At 42.6% G+C, this 14,389-nt stretch carries 12 protein-coding genes; 4 read left to right on the top strand and 8 right to left on the bottom strand.

Translation table 11 applies throughout. The features are described from left to right. Window positions 1-29: 29 nt before the first annotated feature. From AC58U0_RS16790 to AC58U0_RS16770, 5 genes are all read right to left on the bottom strand, one after another. On the bottom strand, window positions 30-1,202 hold the full coding sequence (locus tag AC58U0_RS16790) for an ATP-binding protein (protein WP_497380126.1): 1,173 nt from the start codon (window positions 1,200-1,202) through the stop codon (window positions 30-32). A 10-nt stretch (window positions 1,203-1,212) separates the two neighbouring features. Beyond that, complete coding sequence (locus AC58U0_RS16785) at window positions 1,213-1,806, bottom strand: chemotaxis protein CheB (protein WP_497380125.1); 594 nt, start codon at window positions 1,804-1,806, stop codon at window positions 1,213-1,215. A gap of 27 nt (window positions 1,807-1,833) precedes the next feature. Beyond that, on the bottom strand, window positions 1,834-2,664 hold the full coding sequence (locus AC58U0_RS16780; RefSeq protein ID WP_497380124.1) for a CheR family methyltransferase: 831 nt from the start codon (window positions 2,662-2,664) through the stop codon (window positions 1,834-1,836). A 2-nt stretch (window positions 2,665-2,666) separates the two neighbouring features. Beyond that, a complete protein-coding gene (locus AC58U0_RS16775; RefSeq protein ID WP_497380123.1) occupies window positions 2,667-6,821 on the bottom strand; it encodes a response regulator in 4,155 nt (1,384 codons plus the stop codon). 186 nt (window positions 6,822-7,007) lie between these two features. Next, the gene (locus tag AC58U0_RS16770) at window positions 7,008-7,301 is read right to left on the bottom strand and encodes a hypothetical protein (RefSeq protein WP_057306536.1); all 294 of its coding nucleotides are present in this window, start codon (window positions 7,299-7,301) and stop codon (window positions 7,008-7,010) included. A gap of 164 nt (window positions 7,302-7,465) precedes the next feature. Here AC58U0_RS16770 and AC58U0_RS16765 point away from each other — a divergent pair, with 164 nt between their 5' ends. Continuing rightward, the gene (locus AC58U0_RS16765; RefSeq protein WP_497380122.1) at window positions 7,466-8,062 is read left to right on the top strand and encodes a 50S ribosomal protein L25; all 597 of its coding nucleotides are present in this window, start codon (window positions 7,466-7,468) and stop codon (window positions 8,060-8,062) included. An 89-nt stretch (window positions 8,063-8,151) separates the two neighbouring features. Here the strand turns inward: AC58U0_RS16765 and AC58U0_RS16760 are convergent, their stop codons facing one another. Both AC58U0_RS16760 and AC58U0_RS16755 read right to left on the bottom strand, forming a co-directional pair. Beyond that, window positions 8,152-9,561: a PAS domain-containing sensor histidine kinase gene (locus tag AC58U0_RS16760; protein ID WP_497380121.1), complete on the bottom strand. Its 1,410-nt coding sequence runs from the start codon at window positions 9,559-9,561 to the stop codon at window positions 8,152-8,154. 100 nt (window positions 9,562-9,661) lie between these two features. Then, on the bottom strand, window positions 9,662-10,219 hold the full coding sequence (locus tag AC58U0_RS16755) for a class I SAM-dependent methyltransferase (RefSeq protein ID WP_497380119.1): 558 nt from the start codon (window positions 10,217-10,219) through the stop codon (window positions 9,662-9,664). 268 nt (window positions 10,220-10,487) lie between these two features. Between AC58U0_RS16755 and AC58U0_RS16750 the strand changes: the two genes are divergently transcribed. From AC58U0_RS16750 to AC58U0_RS16740, 3 genes are all read left to right on the top strand, one after another. Continuing rightward, window positions 10,488-11,366, top strand: a complete 879-nt coding sequence (locus AC58U0_RS16750) for a pentapeptide repeat-containing protein (RefSeq protein WP_497380118.1) — start codon at window positions 10,488-10,490, stop codon at window positions 11,364-11,366. 263 nt (window positions 11,367-11,629) lie between these two features. Continuing rightward, window positions 11,630-12,031: an NUDIX hydrolase gene (locus tag AC58U0_RS16745; RefSeq protein WP_497380117.1), complete on the top strand. Its 402-nt coding sequence runs from the start codon at window positions 11,630-11,632 to the stop codon at window positions 12,029-12,031. Between the two features lie 64 nt (window positions 12,032-12,095). Then, complete coding sequence (locus AC58U0_RS16740) at window positions 12,096-13,043, top strand: alpha/beta hydrolase (protein ID WP_497380193.1); 948 nt, start codon at window positions 12,096-12,098, stop codon at window positions 13,041-13,043. A gap of 142 nt (window positions 13,044-13,185) precedes the next feature. Here AC58U0_RS16740 and AC58U0_RS16735 read toward each other — a convergent pair whose 3' ends face one another. Beyond that, the gene (locus AC58U0_RS16735; RefSeq protein ID WP_497380116.1) at window positions 13,186-13,686 is read right to left on the bottom strand and encodes a hypothetical protein; all 501 of its coding nucleotides are present in this window, start codon (window positions 13,684-13,686) and stop codon (window positions 13,186-13,188) included. Window positions 13,687-14,389: the final 703 nt, after the last annotated feature.

Below are 14,389 nucleotides of genomic sequence, written 5' to 3'. Positions count from 1 at the left end.
CCTTTATAAAGACATAGGAAAAACCTAGGTTAAACCAAATCTTTCACAGTGTTCGTAACATTTTTGTTTTGAAAACCTTGAGATATAGGCAGATGCACACGAAAAATGGATCCTCCACCAAGACTACTTTCCACTTCCATAAGGCCATCGTGTCTCTCAATGATTTTTTGCACGGTGGCAAGCCCTAGACCAGTTCCCTCGTACGCCTTGGCATTGTCCAGCCGTTTGAAGGGAGTGAAAATTGACGGGATGTCCTCTTTTTTCATGCCAATGCCATTGTCTTCGATTTGAATGACAAAGGAATCCGGTTCATTTCCTTCCAATAAGGAAATCTGAATAATCGGCGATTGTTCCTTCCTACGATACTTCAGCCCGTTTGCGATAATATTTTGAAACAGCTGATACAATTGCGTAGCATCCGCTTGAATAATTGGAAGCCTGTCTTGGATGAGGATTTGACCTTCATTTTGTTCGATCGTGCTGCTTAGGTCCGAGATCACATTCATCACAACTTCATTCAAATCAACATTTCCAAAAGTAACCGATTTCGCGTTTAACTGGGCATACGAGAGCAAATCGGTGATCAAGTGGTTCATCCTCTCAGCGGTCGCTGAAATTTGGTTCATATATTCTTTACCTTTTGGCGTCAGATCCGCACTATGTCTAGCTATAAGAAGCTCGCTCAACCCTGTAATCACATTCAACGGATTCTTCAAATCATGCGAAACGACCTGTGCAAACTCCCTTAAGCTCTCGTTACTGCGCTCAAGCTCCGATTGAATCGCCTCAAGCTCTTTATTCCTTCGATTGAGTTCTAGAAATATTTTCACTTTGCTGAGCAGAATATCGGCATTGACAGGCTTGAACAAGTAGTCCACAGCACCGCTCTCATAGCCTTTAAATACGCTCTGATCTTCTTTATTACTGGCTGTTACAAAAATGAGGGGAATATGCTTCGTTTCCTCGTTACTTCGCAGCAGCTCCGCAAGCTCAAAGCCATCCATTTCCGGCATATTCACATCAAGTAAAATAAGCGCAAAGTCATGGCGCAAGGTATAAGATAAGGCTTCATTGCCTGATTGGACGACATACACATCACAATGGAGCACTTGCAGAATTTTCTGCATAGCGAATAAATTTTCTTTCCGATCATCAACGACTAAAATTTTTGGCGCCTGATACCTATTTTTCTGAGTATCCATAAAGGCCCTCCTAATTCTTAGAATGATGGATTCGTTCGAGATCATGTAATTGTCTCAGAAACTTTCCAATGTCTTCTAAGCACAAAATATAATCAACCTTTACAGTGTCAATTGCTGCTTGTGGCATGACAGGGAACTCCGCCGTTTCAGGGTCCTGCACAATCGTTATACCGCCACTCTCCTTGATCGTCCGGAGTCCAGAACTACCATCTCGGTTTGCTCCCGTTAAGACAACGCCTACACACGCCTCTTGGAAGGCAAACGCTGCACTATCAAACAAAACGTCAATCGAAGGCCGAGAATAATTGACTTTAGGATCAATGGATAGGCTTAACGAGCGATCATCTTCAATGAGCAAATGATAACCAGGTGGAGCGAGATATACGTGATGAGGTTGAATGGTCTCTTTATCTATCGCTTCTTTGACGTGTATAGCAACTTGCGTATTTAAATATTCAGCTAAATAGCTGTCGCTGCTTTCCAAAATATGCTGTACGATGATAATCGGTAAGCTGTAGTCAGACGGGAGATAGGATAACAGTCGCGAGAGTGCCTTAAGCCCGCCTGCCGATACCCCCACAACAACGGCTTCCAATGGGCGCATGGACTCACTCCCCCTCTATAACCTTACTTACACTGGAAGCTGCTTCCTAAAAATTCTCCACTTAGAGGAGAGTGCTTCATACTGAGAATGAATCTCTGAAAACTCGATAGATTCCTTACTCCCGAGGCATAAGAAGCCGCGTGGAACGAGACTTTGGTTGAATAGCTGATAGACTTGATTTTGCAATTGCTTATCGAAGTAAATGAGCACATTCCGGCAAATGATGAGATGCATTTCACCAAAGGCGTTATCCGTTGCCAAATTATGCTGCGAGAACACGATGTTTCTTTTCAAAGCTTCCTTCATTTTGCCCATCTGATATTTAGCATGGTAGTAATCCGAGAAGGAGGATTTGCCTCCGCTTTTGTGATAATTTTTAGTGAAATTCCGGATACTTTCTAACGGGTAAATGCCTTCTTCCGCAGTAGTTAGTGACTCTTGATTCATGTCCGTCGCGTAAATCTGAACACGATCATAGAAGCCTTCTTCTTCTAGCAAAATAGCCATTGAGTAAACTTCTTCCCCTGTCGCACATCCGGCATGCCATATTTTCACAAAAGGATACGTCTTGAGCAAGGGAATCACGAGACTGCGCAGCTCAACAAAAAACTCAGGGTCACGAAACATTTCGGTGACGGTCACCGATATATCCAGTAATAATTGATTGGCAAACGATTCATCATAGAGAACCAACGGAATCATATCAGACAGTCGAGCCAATCTTGACTTCTGCCTAACATAGTGCAATCTTCTCATTAAAGATGAACGGGCATAGTTACGGAAATCATATCCATGCCGCTGATATATAGCTTCCAGTACGAGATCGACTTCAATCTTTTCTGCGAGTTTTTCCGGCATTTTTATCGTAAGAGCCATACCCTGATTAATGATAACAATTTATCGGTATCAACCGGTTTCGTCATATAATCATTGGCTCCCCTCTCTATACATTTTTCACGGTCACCCGTCATGGCCTTTGCGGTCAAAGCGATAATCGGGAGGGACTGGAACTTTGGCATGGCGCGAATATGACCTATGGCTTCATAACCGTCCATCACCGGCATCATAATATCCATAATGACCAGCTCGATCCCAGTTTCACTTTCCAGTTTATCCAAAGCCAGCTTCCCATTATCCGCCATCACAACATCCAAGCCGTGTTTTCTTAATATTTTAGATAAGGCAAACGTGTTGCGAAGGTCATCATCCACCAGTAAAATTTTGCGCCCCTTCAAGGTTTCATCGGAATCACGCACCATACGAATCATTTCTTTCTGCGCTTGCGGAAGAGATTTATGCACACTGTGAAGGAATAGAGAAACTTCGTCCAGCAAGCGATCCGGTGAATTCGCGCCTTTAATCACAATGCTGTCCGTAAACTGGTTTAGTTCTTTATACTCTTCCTGTGTGAGCTCTTTTCCAGTATTAATAATGATCGGCGGTATAGAGCCCTCTGAATCAACAACTAATTGCTGCAGCAGTTCAAAGCCTGTCATATCGGGCAATGTTAAATCCAGAATCACACAATCAAAAGGTTGTGATCTCATAAGCAGCAGAGCTTCTTTACCCGTAGTGACACTGAGGATGTCAACCTTCTTATGCTTGAGCAGTTCATGAATAGCTTTTTGATTATTTAAATCATCCTCAACCACTAAGACCTGTTGGATGCGCTCTTGCAGCTTATGTTCAATTTTGTTAAAAACAGCTTCAATGTCTTCCGCTTGAATCGGTTTCGACAAATAGCCGATGGCCCCGCGCTGCAAGGAGTCTGAGCTTTTATCCCTGCCTGAAATGATGTGCACAGGAATATGTCGTGTTTCATTGTGATATTTCAAATGATCAAGGACCTTCAATCCGTCCATATCTGGAAGCCCCAAATCCAACAGAATCGCGCTTGGAATATACTGCTTGGCTAATTGAAGGGCACTAAAGCCATCTCCTGCCGCAAGGCACTTGAATCCCTTTTTGTAAGACATGTCCATAAGAATCTTGGCGAACGCCGGATCGTCTTCTACGATCAAAATAACTTTGTCTTGTACGCTATTCTTAAGGAGTTCGCGATCATCAGGCAAGAACGTTTTCGCTGGCTGAGCCGCTAAAAGATGATCTTCATTAGTGCTTGCAATCAACAATTCACTTGAAATCTGTAAAGAATCGACTGCTGCAGCAACCTCGGCTTTAAACGACGCTATCTTTGGCTCTGACACTTCGGCATTAACGACTCCTCCGAGCGGGAGATAAAGTGTAAAGCTGCTGCCTTTCCCCTCGGTACTATTCATGTGAATTTCGCCGCCCAATAGCTTAGCCAACTCTCTAGAAATGGTTAAACCAAGGCCCGTCCCGCCATATTTCCGACTCGTCGTGCCATCTGCCTGCTGAAAGGCTTCAAATATAGCTTGTTGTTTACTAGCAGGAATACCTATCCCCGTATCGGTTACAGTTAACGCTAGGGCCCCGTTTTCTTCCAGATGGTTATTTTGGAAAGCCGTTCCTTTTGCAGCCCTTGCGATCGCAACCGTAACGCTTCCGGAAGCCGTAAATTTAAATGCATTGGACAACAGATTCTTCAGAATTTGCTCGGTACGCTGACCGTCTGTCGTCACAATTTCTGGGATTTGATCGTCGAGTTTTAATATAAACGAAAGGCCCTTTTCTTTGGAAACTGGATTAAATTGGTAACGGAGTGATTGAAGCAGATCGTCCAGTCTCACTTCTTCCATTTGGATGTCCAATTTGCCCGCTTCCACTTTGGATAGATCCAAAATGTCGTTAATTAAAGTCAATAAATCCAAGCCGCCGCTATGAATAATCTTAGCAGACTCGATTTGATCTTCCGTTAAATTACCATCTTCATTTGATGATAATGATTTAGATAAGATCAGCAAGCTGTTAAGCGGCGTCCGAAGTTCATGCGACATATTGGCCAAAAACTCCGATTTGTACTGACTCGCTTGTTCCAACTCTTTCGCTTTTTCTTCTAAGTCCTGCTTCGATAATTGAATAAAGGCATTTTGCTTTTCGATGTCGGCTTTTTGTACTTCCAAATAGTTGGTTTTTTCTTCTAGCTCTTCATTAATTGCCTGAAGTTCCTCACTTTGGATTCGCATCTTTTCCTCGGATTGCTTCAGCATCAGCGTCTGCTCTTCCAATTCTTCATTGGCCGTGCGCAATTCTTCCTGCTGAGTTTGAAGCTCTTCCGTTAACAGCTGTGATTCACGCAATAATGCTTCTGTTTTCTGTCGGCTGTTAGCGGCTTGTATGACAACGCCTAGTGTATCGGATAATTGCTCTAATAAATCATGCTCTATGCCTGTAAATGGTTTAAAAGCGGCAAGCTCTATAACGGCCAGCACTTCCTCCTCGAAGAGGATAGGAAGAACGACGATTTGGAAAGGTTTCGCTTCCCCCAGACCCGATTGTATGTGTATATAATCGCCCGGCACATTCGATAACAAGATAGGCTTTTTTTCAAGAATACATTGACCCACAAGACCTTCACCAGGTCGAACCCGATTCGCTACATTCTTTCTTTCTTTAAAAGCATAGCTGCCCAGTAAGACAAATTCATTGGATTGATATTCACTTGATTGTGTATCTTTCAAATACATAATGCCTTGACCTGCTCCGACAAGACGAGAAATTTCAGATATAAGCATGCCCACTAACTGCTGTATACTTGCAACGCCTTGTGCAAGCCCCGTCAGACGAGCTAACTGGGTTTTCAACCAAAATTGCCGCTCATTCTCAGCGGTTGTTTCTTTTAAAGAGGTCAGCATTCGAATTAATGCCACGCTCAGTTGATCTTGATCAGATCGTGGAACAATCGTCTGCTCATATTCACCTAATGAGATGCGATCCGCCTGAGTAATGACCTCCTTAAAACTAGCTACCATGTGATTGAAGGCTTCCATCAGCTCGCCAAATTCATCCTTCGATTGAACGTCCAGATGAATATCTGTGGCTCCTGTCAGAATGAGTTCCGTAGATTTCTTAAGCAGCCGAATTTGAGATAAAAGCATTCTAGATATCAAAACGATGACCAAAAAGGAGAGGATTAGAATAATGACGTTAAATATGGCCACACCAATCAACGATTGCGTGGTATTCTTTTTGATTGTTTCCATATTTTGAATTAACTCTGACGAAAGCCCATCCTCAACCTCTTTAAGAAGATCTACTTCTTGTGTCGCCACGTTGTGCCATTGCTGTGAGTCCACCCCGAGAGTCTTCCCTGGTTCCGCTTTTAGGACTAGTTGAACGAGACGATCGACCTCATTAACAGCTTGTCCTTTCACCGTTTTCTGATAGAGTTGTTGTGCAGTCACTGTTGCGAGTAAGTTGGATTCCTTATAATAAAGCAATTGTTCGTTCTCTAATACACCGATCTGTTCAATCTCATTTAAATCCGCACGATCCGAGGAAAAAACATGAAATAATAATGCGCGCTCCCTACTCACTGCAAACTTGCTTTTGGAAAAGAGAATATAGGAATTAAGCATGTTTGAAATTTGCTGATTCGAGCTTATTTCGTTCGTGTTTTGCATCATATCAAAGAGACTATTTATCGTATCAAAATAAAAGGAAAGTGTTTCATTCTCATTGGCTTTCCCTTGATCAATTTGCGTCCTCTGAATCACAATTTGGTCCAGCTTGCTTACCGCATTATTTGCATTTTTCTTAAACTTATCACCCAAAACAGATGTGTTCAATGACTTTAATTGCTCCCGAAATGCACTTGTCTTCTCATCGGTAAACTTACGTTGATCCGTTAGTTGGCGCGTAATCGTTTTATCTTCAAAGTAACCTGATAATAGGCTCCGCTCTTTCTGAAGCTCATGAACCAGATCATTGATGTAGATTTCCGTTGTAACAAGGGTCTGCAGCCTGCTTAATTCAGACAGCTCTTTCACTTTTCCATAAATCGCATTGGAGGAGAAATATAACAACCCCAACATAGGTAGTACAATCATAATAATCAGTTTGTAATTTATTTTAGCATTCCGAATCCATTGCATGCGGCAAGCCCTCTCTTCGATTGAGACTGTGTATCACGTTTAGGAGTATATATTCTACAAATTACGACAAACCCCCTCTATTTTGAGCTCAAAAGGAACAAAAATCTGCTCGCAAAAAAGCATATACAAAAAGGACAGAACGAATGGGATCGTCTGTCCTTGGTAGATTCAACTAAAACCAAAAAACTAGTGGTTCGGAATAAATTCACTATGAACTTCGATCAGCTTTTGGACGAATATCTCAAAATCATTTTTACTAGAAGAAAATTTGAAATCGGTTACACCTGTGTTGAAATCAATAACTGTTAAAGCCACACGATTGAGTGGATATTCTGGAATAGGCTCAGAGGCAAGAGAAATATTTTTGAAAGGGTAAATGGATGTTTCACCGTAGAAACGAAGCACAGTTAAATGATCATCTCTTAACTCCAAGGATATTTGTTGATCTGAATCAGTGAAACTCTTCAGTGTACTCATCATTTATCAATCCTCCTCTTGTCCTCTATTTTACTATCAAATGAGGAGATAAAGAAGCCCAAAACGAAAAATTTTCCTGCCGCTTACCTGTTTCAATGCACAATAAATCGGGTAAATGAGTAATAGGGCTGTAAGCCGCTTTTACAAATGCTACGGAGGTGCAACAAATGACTACAACGATTTTACTATCCGAAAGATCAGGTCCAGTAAAGAAGCTGCGAGCTGAGGGGCATATTCCTGCTGTGGTGTATAGCTCACGTATGGATTCCGAACATGTCACTGTCCCGGAAAAAGAAATCCGCGCATCACTGAAACGCAATCCGCGCGCTATCCTGAATGTTACCCTGCCATCCAAAACCAAACAGCCGGTAATCGTCCATGAAGTCCAAAAGGATAGCCTGACGGGTCAATTGCTGCATATTGATTTTCTTCAAATTAATATGAAAGAACAGCTCGACACATCGATTGCCGTCCATTTCACTGGAGAAGCTAAGGGCACCAAGGAAGGCGGTATTCTCCAAATAGAAACTCATGAGGTCATGATTCGCTGTATGCCGAATAAGCTGCCAGAACATCTCGCCATTGATATTAGTATGCTAGGTATCGGCGAACATATAACCATTGCTGATCTTAAAGTTCCCAAGCATGTTGAAGTGTTAAGTGATCCAGAAACCATTCTGGCCACCATACTTGGCATGCAGAAGCTTGACGCAGCGGTTGAACCAGCTGCAGAACAGGCGGAGGAAGCTGCCGAGTCAGTCTAATGCTTAAAGTGATTGCCTCGCTGACACAGGAATAATAAAACCGACTCTTTTCGCAGCTAATGCGGGAGAGTCGGTTTTTAGTTTTAGCACTATTTTCTAATAGGCAAATCAATTTCCACTGTAGTACCCTGATTAATTTTGCTTTGAATTAACAATTTGCCTCCATGTCCTTCGATTATCCGTTTGCACACCATAAGCCCTAAACCAGTGCCATTCACTTTGGTCGTATAAAACGGCTCTCCTAACTGGGATAACCTCTCTCCAGAAATGCCTACACCTTGATCTTCGATGCGGATCACCACACCTTGATGGATTGGATTTCGGATAGCGATTTGTATGATTCCCCCATTTGGCATAGACTCGATTGCATTTTTTAAAATATTAATTAACACCTGTTTGATTTGATCTGGGTTACAATAAATGGCTGGTAGGTCTGGATCCATATCGATATGTATTTGAACGTTATAGAGATGAGCATGAGGCTGCAGAAAACCAACCACACTTTTGACAAGGCCAAGGGATGTACTCTCCATATAACAATTTAGATGTGGTTTAGCTAACGTCATGAATTCATTGACAACATAGTTGATATGCTCTAATTCTTCCAACATGACATCAACGTAGTCCGCATTTTTAGCCTTTAATAATTTCACAAAACCTTTCAAGGAGGTTAAAGGATTCCGTATATCATGTGCGATTCCAGCTGCCAATTGACCGATGAGCGACAGTTTCTCTGATCTAATAATGGCTTCTTCAGACTTTTTACGCTCCGTGAGATCACGTATCACGGTCTGTACGACTGGAACCCCCATGTTTTTGTGGACATAAATGGATGATATTTCGGCATCAAAAAAAGTTCCATCTAACTTTTGCAGCTTTATCTCCATAAACTCCGTATAAGAATCAGACTGCATCACATACTGAAGCCGCTCCAGAATGAAATCCTTAGCACTTAAACAGAAAAAATCATATATTCGTTTCCCCTTAAATTCATCTGAAGAAACACCGCCAAACAGTGTACAGCAGGCATCATTCACAAACTGAATAATACCATCGTTATGCAGAGCAATGGGTTCTGGATTAAGTTTAATCAACCTTCTAAATTGTTTTTCTCTTTCTAAAAGCTCCTCATCGGCTCTTTTCTTCTCACTTATGTCCCTTTCCACACCAATGAACCCAATAATAACTCCTTCGTTATCTTTCATTGGTGAGACCGTAACATTCGCATAAAAGGTAGAACCATCTTTTCTTAGTTTTAACGCTTCGAAATCCGAACTTTGCTCCCCATCTATTAAAGACTGATATAGCCGAAGAGCATCTTCCTTATACTTATCTGGAGTCATCGGCAATACTTTCCCGATCACTTCATCTCTTGTCCAGCCATGTAATTCTTCAAACTTCTTATTCACCTCTAACACTTTTCCATTCACATCAACGACGACAATTCCGTCTGAGGTTAAATTCATAAAGGAATCGATTAGATGTTCTTTCAATTTCAAGAGTAAACATCCCCTTATCTCAAGCAAGTGATTGTAGCTTATTCGTCTCTAATGGAAAAAAACCTTTATTATAATTGGGATTTTCAAAAAATTATTAATATTATGAATCACTTTTTCTAGCTTCAACGGTTACAAAAATGTCCCCTAAATGTTTCTTTATTTCAATTATTTCTATCTCTTCTTGTTTTAGTAGGTGAATTGTATCTCTATTCAAATGGCACCCATCACAAGCTCTCTTCCATATCGGCGACAGGAGATCTTGTAGCTTGCCTATTATGCTATTTTCATGACGAACATGCTCGAATAATAAAATTGTTCCAGAAAGCTTACAAACTCTACTAATTTCTCTAATAGCTTCTACTGGGTTTGGTATTGTACATAAAACTAGTGTCCCAACCACAGTATCAAACGAATGATCTGCAAATGACAATCGCTCAGCATTACCTTCAATTACACGGATAGGAGTTTTAGCTTCGGAAGTTCGCTCATACGAGGTCTTCCTTAGAACTGGATTTGGTTCAATTGCTGTTACAGATACGTCCCTATAGAAGCTGAAATTAATTCCTGTTCCGCATCCGATTTCCAAAACTTCGCCCTTGGCTTTGCTTATTAACTCGGAGCGAATATCTATAAATCTTTTGGTCTCCAAGGGCTTCATTAATCTATCATAATTATTAACGAACCAATTGCCGCAGATAGATATCTACTCCTTTCTTGTTCGACCCTATATCCTAGGAGAACTCCTCTATCTCCAACTAGCTCCTAAACACAGACAAGGATTGACAGAAAAAATATTCAGTAATACTATAATAGAATTGAAGAAATTACTCATTTTCATACATAAAAACAAATTCTATAACCATCCCATAGCCTAGGCGATTAACTAGACAAGTATGAGAATATGGTGTAGCGGAAGGAGGCCAACATTGTTTGAAAATCACGAATATGCAGAAACTTTAAACGGCAGGAATCCACTCAGTCTGCAATCTGACTGTGAGAATTGCTTCGGCTTGTGCTGTGTCGCACTGCCCTACGCAGCATCGTCAGACTTCGCGATCGACAAAGACGCCGGCCAGCCCTGCCCCAACCTGCAATCGGACTTCCGCTGCGGCGTTCACACTAACCTCAGACAGCTGGGCTTTCGAGGTTGTACGGTTTATGACTGCTTCGGCGCAGGGCAAAAGGTTTCCCATGTCACCTTCGGCGGACACGATTGGCGTCAAGTCCCAGGTTCTGCGAAGCAGATGTTCGAGGTGTTCCCAATCATGCGTCAACTCCATGAGCTGCTCTGGTATTTGACCGAAGCGCTGACGCTGCAACCTGCCCGTCCTATCCACGGTGAACTCAGCATTGCGCTCGACGAAACAGAACGCCTTACGCACCTTAGCAGCGACTCTCTCATGGAACTGGACGTGGCAGCACACCGAGCCAATGTCAATGTTCTGCTTTTACGGACGAGCGAGCTCGTGCGAGCCGAAGCCCAGCGCAAGCAGAAAAAACCCGCGGGGCGTCAGAAAACCTACGGTCGAGGAGCCGACCTTATCGGAGCCAATCTCAAAGGTGCCGATCTCAGAGGCGCTAATTTGAGAGGGGCCTACCTTATTGCTGCTAACCTCAGAGGTGCCGACCTGAGAGTGGCTGACCTCATCGGGGCCGATTTCCGGGACGCTGATCTTAGCGGCGCCAACCTCACCGATAGTATCTTTCTCACCCAAGCCCAACTCAACGCGGCGAAGGGCGATACTAACACCAAGTTGCCACCGTCGCTCACTCGACCAGCTCATTGGTCTACTTTCAAAGCATAGAGTATTATATTATGAGGTCAGCCAGTTTTTACTGGTTGGCCTTTTTTGATTTAGTCACAAAGTATGGCAATCGATTGCCCATTTCCTTGCCCGTCTTACAGTATGTTCTATTTCGGTATAATCAGCTGAAATTCCTTTTTCAAAACGAATTCCCGCTACTTCAATTATACTCAATAGTCCGCCGCAGCTGCCTGATCAATAAGTACACTCTTGTAATCCATTATGCTATAATTTCAGAAAAATAGGCTAAGGGAGAGAACTGAATGGCTTCAATAATTGATAAGATTGCATGGATATACGTTGTTGATGGTCAAATATTAGGCGCTCGTTCCAAAGGAAAAGATACCTATTATTTACCTGGAGGAAAAAGGGAGCCCGATGAAACCGATATCGATACTCTTGTTCGAGAAATAGAAGAGGAATTATCCGTTCGAATAAAGCCAGAAACCGTCTCGCATTTTGGAACGTTCGAAGCTCAAGCCCATGGCAAATCGGAAGGTACGCAAGTAAAAATGACATGTTATACCGCGGATTTCGAAGGAAATCTGAGTCCGGCTTCTGAAATAGATGAATTGGTCTGGTTAACCTATCATGACCGGGATCGTGTATCTCCTGTTTGCCAAATTATTTTTGATACATTGAGTGAGTTGAAGTTGCTTTCATAATTTACTTCATCTGAGTTGATTTGACTTGGTAACATGTACTAAGGAAGGGTGTTTGTTGTTGATTTTGTTGTTGATTTTGTTGGTGATCGTAGCATTAGTGGCACTAGTTCTCCTTATCCTCGTATCCGCAAGCTTTTATTTCTATCGTGTTGCCATTGCCCGCGCTGACAAGAGCTTTTTGAACAACAATCCCGATCTAGCTGTTACTACAAGCGTCGAAAATCCGTTCATTGGCAACGAAAACTGGTTGAGTGAGCAACCGGTTGAAACATGGAGCATAACGTCCAACGATGGATTAAAGCTCTATGCTTATTATATGGCCGCCGATCGACCGACGGATAGAACCGTCATTCTCGCGCACGGGTATGCTGGACAAGCTATGCAGATGGGCAATCTTGCGCAAATGTATAGAGACACATTAGGCTTTAACGTCCTCCTCCCCGACGCCCGCGGGCATGGCCGAAGTGAAGGCTATTATATCGGATTCGGTTGGCCTGAACGCAAGGATTACGTCCAATGGATCAACAAAGTTATCGGACATACGGGTGAGCATTCGAAGATCGTCCTTCACGGTGTCTCTATGGGCGGAGCGACGGTAATGATGACCAGCGGCGAGGCTTTGCCGTCCAACGTCAAAGCCATCGTAGAGGATTGCGGCTATACATCTGTAAGGGACCAACTAGCTTACCAACTGAAGAGAATGTATCGGCTTCCGGTATTTCCGCTCCTTCATTTGACCAGTCTGTTAACCAAACTTCGGGCTGGGTATTTTTTCGGTGAAGCTTCTGCCCTAGATCAACTCCAAAAGTCCAAAACGCCAATGCTATTCATCCACGGCGACGCTGATTTGTTCGTGCCGACCGAGATGGTATACGAATTGTTCAAGAACGGTCCCTCGCCGAAACAATTATTGATCGTACCCGGTGCCGGGCATGGTTTGGCTCGACATTCCGATCCGGTTAGGTATAACCGCGAAGTTACCCAATTTATTGAGACATATATGAAGGATTAACAGGATTCCTCCTCCAATTGGATAAATCAATAAACAATATTGGACACTTGTCTGCAAAAAACTAAGGAGCTGCCCGCGGCAGCTCCTTACTCGTTTATATCTTATTTTAATTCAACTAATTTCCCTGATTTGCCTTTTATCATCAGTGCACAATCTTTTTTAATAGATCTTCTACTTTTGCTTGCATGGATTGTATGGTTGTTTTCCTATATTGAATACCAAGCCGGAGTACCTTCAACTGCTGTCTTCGAGAAAGCCTTCGAAATCGGGGCTCCCTTTTCAGAAAAGTACGAATGATAGACCAGCTGTTGACTGCAATCCGATCCGGTGAGATGTAAGGAACATCATAAGGTAGTTGTCGTTTCCTGAACCGATTAATAAGCGTCCCCACGCTAGCCGAAATCTTCCCTTCATCTACAAGACACACAGCAGAACTTTTCTTTGTTTGCTTTTTGAGGAAATCGAAATGATGATGCCCGCCTTGGATGACGTAACCACCTTCTTTTCTGCTTTTACGCACAATCAATAGATGCATTAAATCTTGTGCAACTTTTTTAAATTCCTTATTTCTTAATGAGGTTTTAGCAGCGATACTTTCCGGCTTAATCTTACTTAGAGGTATATATTGCACTGTATATCTCAACTGTACCCCTCCTCGTCACACCGTTGTTTACTGTAATCTATTCTAAGTGTATTCTGTTAGTGCTGCGGTGTGAACTCCCGCTCATAAATGTCGCTAACTTTCTCTAGGATGTTACTTCATTGATCGGCAAATTTCAGCTCTGTCACTTGGCTCATTACTAGGAAGACGCCCGATGCCTCGTTTTTTCCACCTACAGTGCATCGTATAAAAGCGAAGCTCCTTTGCTTGGATGAGGGAAGATCAGCTTCATAATCGGTTTCAAATAGAAGGTTTAGCAGCCAAGGGAGCGATCTTCTGGGTCCATAGTGAAAGTTATTAATCCGTGTAACAGTTAGTCAATTCAAAGCCACTTTGTGGAGTGATTTCGGACATATAAGCTGCTAATCTGAGAACCGCGCGGAACGAGAATCAGCTATTTTGGTAATTATGCCGTTGCAGGGCCTATAAGCGGAACGTGGAGACGCTATTTTGGCTTTTACCGGTTTTTACACCTCGAATGAAGTGAAATAGTGGATGCTCGTTCCGTGAAAATAGAAAACACGCGTTTTCGAGCAAAATAAGGCATCTACGTTCCGTGAAAATCTGGTGATGCTGGGTGCGGGTTGGCGATGAGAAAACCTCTATCGAGGCCATTCAAAGATGAGCGACCGCTTTTAGAGGTAGGTTTTATCGCCAATAAGAAAGCGGTTTTCGTGATCCGAAA

The organism is Paenibacillus sp. J31P190, from assembly GCF_059692075.1.
Note: the sequence above shows the minus strand (reverse complement) of the source record. Positions and strands in the feature narration are given on the sequence as shown.

Excerpts from the sequence above, each read along its gene's own strand:
- AC58U0_RS16775 (WP_497380123.1), bottom strand. The coding sequence starts at position 6,821 with ATGCAATGGATTCGGAATGCTAAAATAAATTACAAACTGATTATTATG.
- AC58U0_RS16785 (WP_497380125.1), bottom strand. The coding sequence starts at position 1,806 with ATGCGCCCATTGGAAGCCGTTGTTGTGGGGGTATCGGCAGGCGGGCTT.
- AC58U0_RS16745 (WP_497380117.1), top strand. The coding sequence starts at position 11,630 with ATGGCTTCAATAATTGATAAGATTGCATGGATATACGTTGTTGATGGT.
- AC58U0_RS16790 (WP_497380126.1), bottom strand. The coding sequence starts at position 1,202 with ATGGATACTCAGAAAAATAGGTATCAGGCGCCAAAAATTTTAGTCGTT.
- AC58U0_RS16765 (WP_497380122.1), top strand. The coding sequence starts at position 7,466 with ATGACTACAACGATTTTACTATCCGAAAGATCAGGTCCAGTAAAGAAG.
- AC58U0_RS16755 (WP_497380119.1), bottom strand. The coding sequence starts at position 10,219 with ATGAAGCCCTTGGAGACCAAAAGATTTATAGATATTCGCTCCGAGTTA.
- AC58U0_RS16770 (WP_057306536.1), bottom strand. The coding sequence starts at position 7,301 with ATGATGAGTACACTGAAGAGTTTCACTGATTCAGATCAACAAATATCC.
- AC58U0_RS16780 (WP_497380124.1), bottom strand. The coding sequence starts at position 2,664 with ATGCCGGAAAAACTCGCAGAAAAGATTGAAGTCGATCTCGTACTGGAA.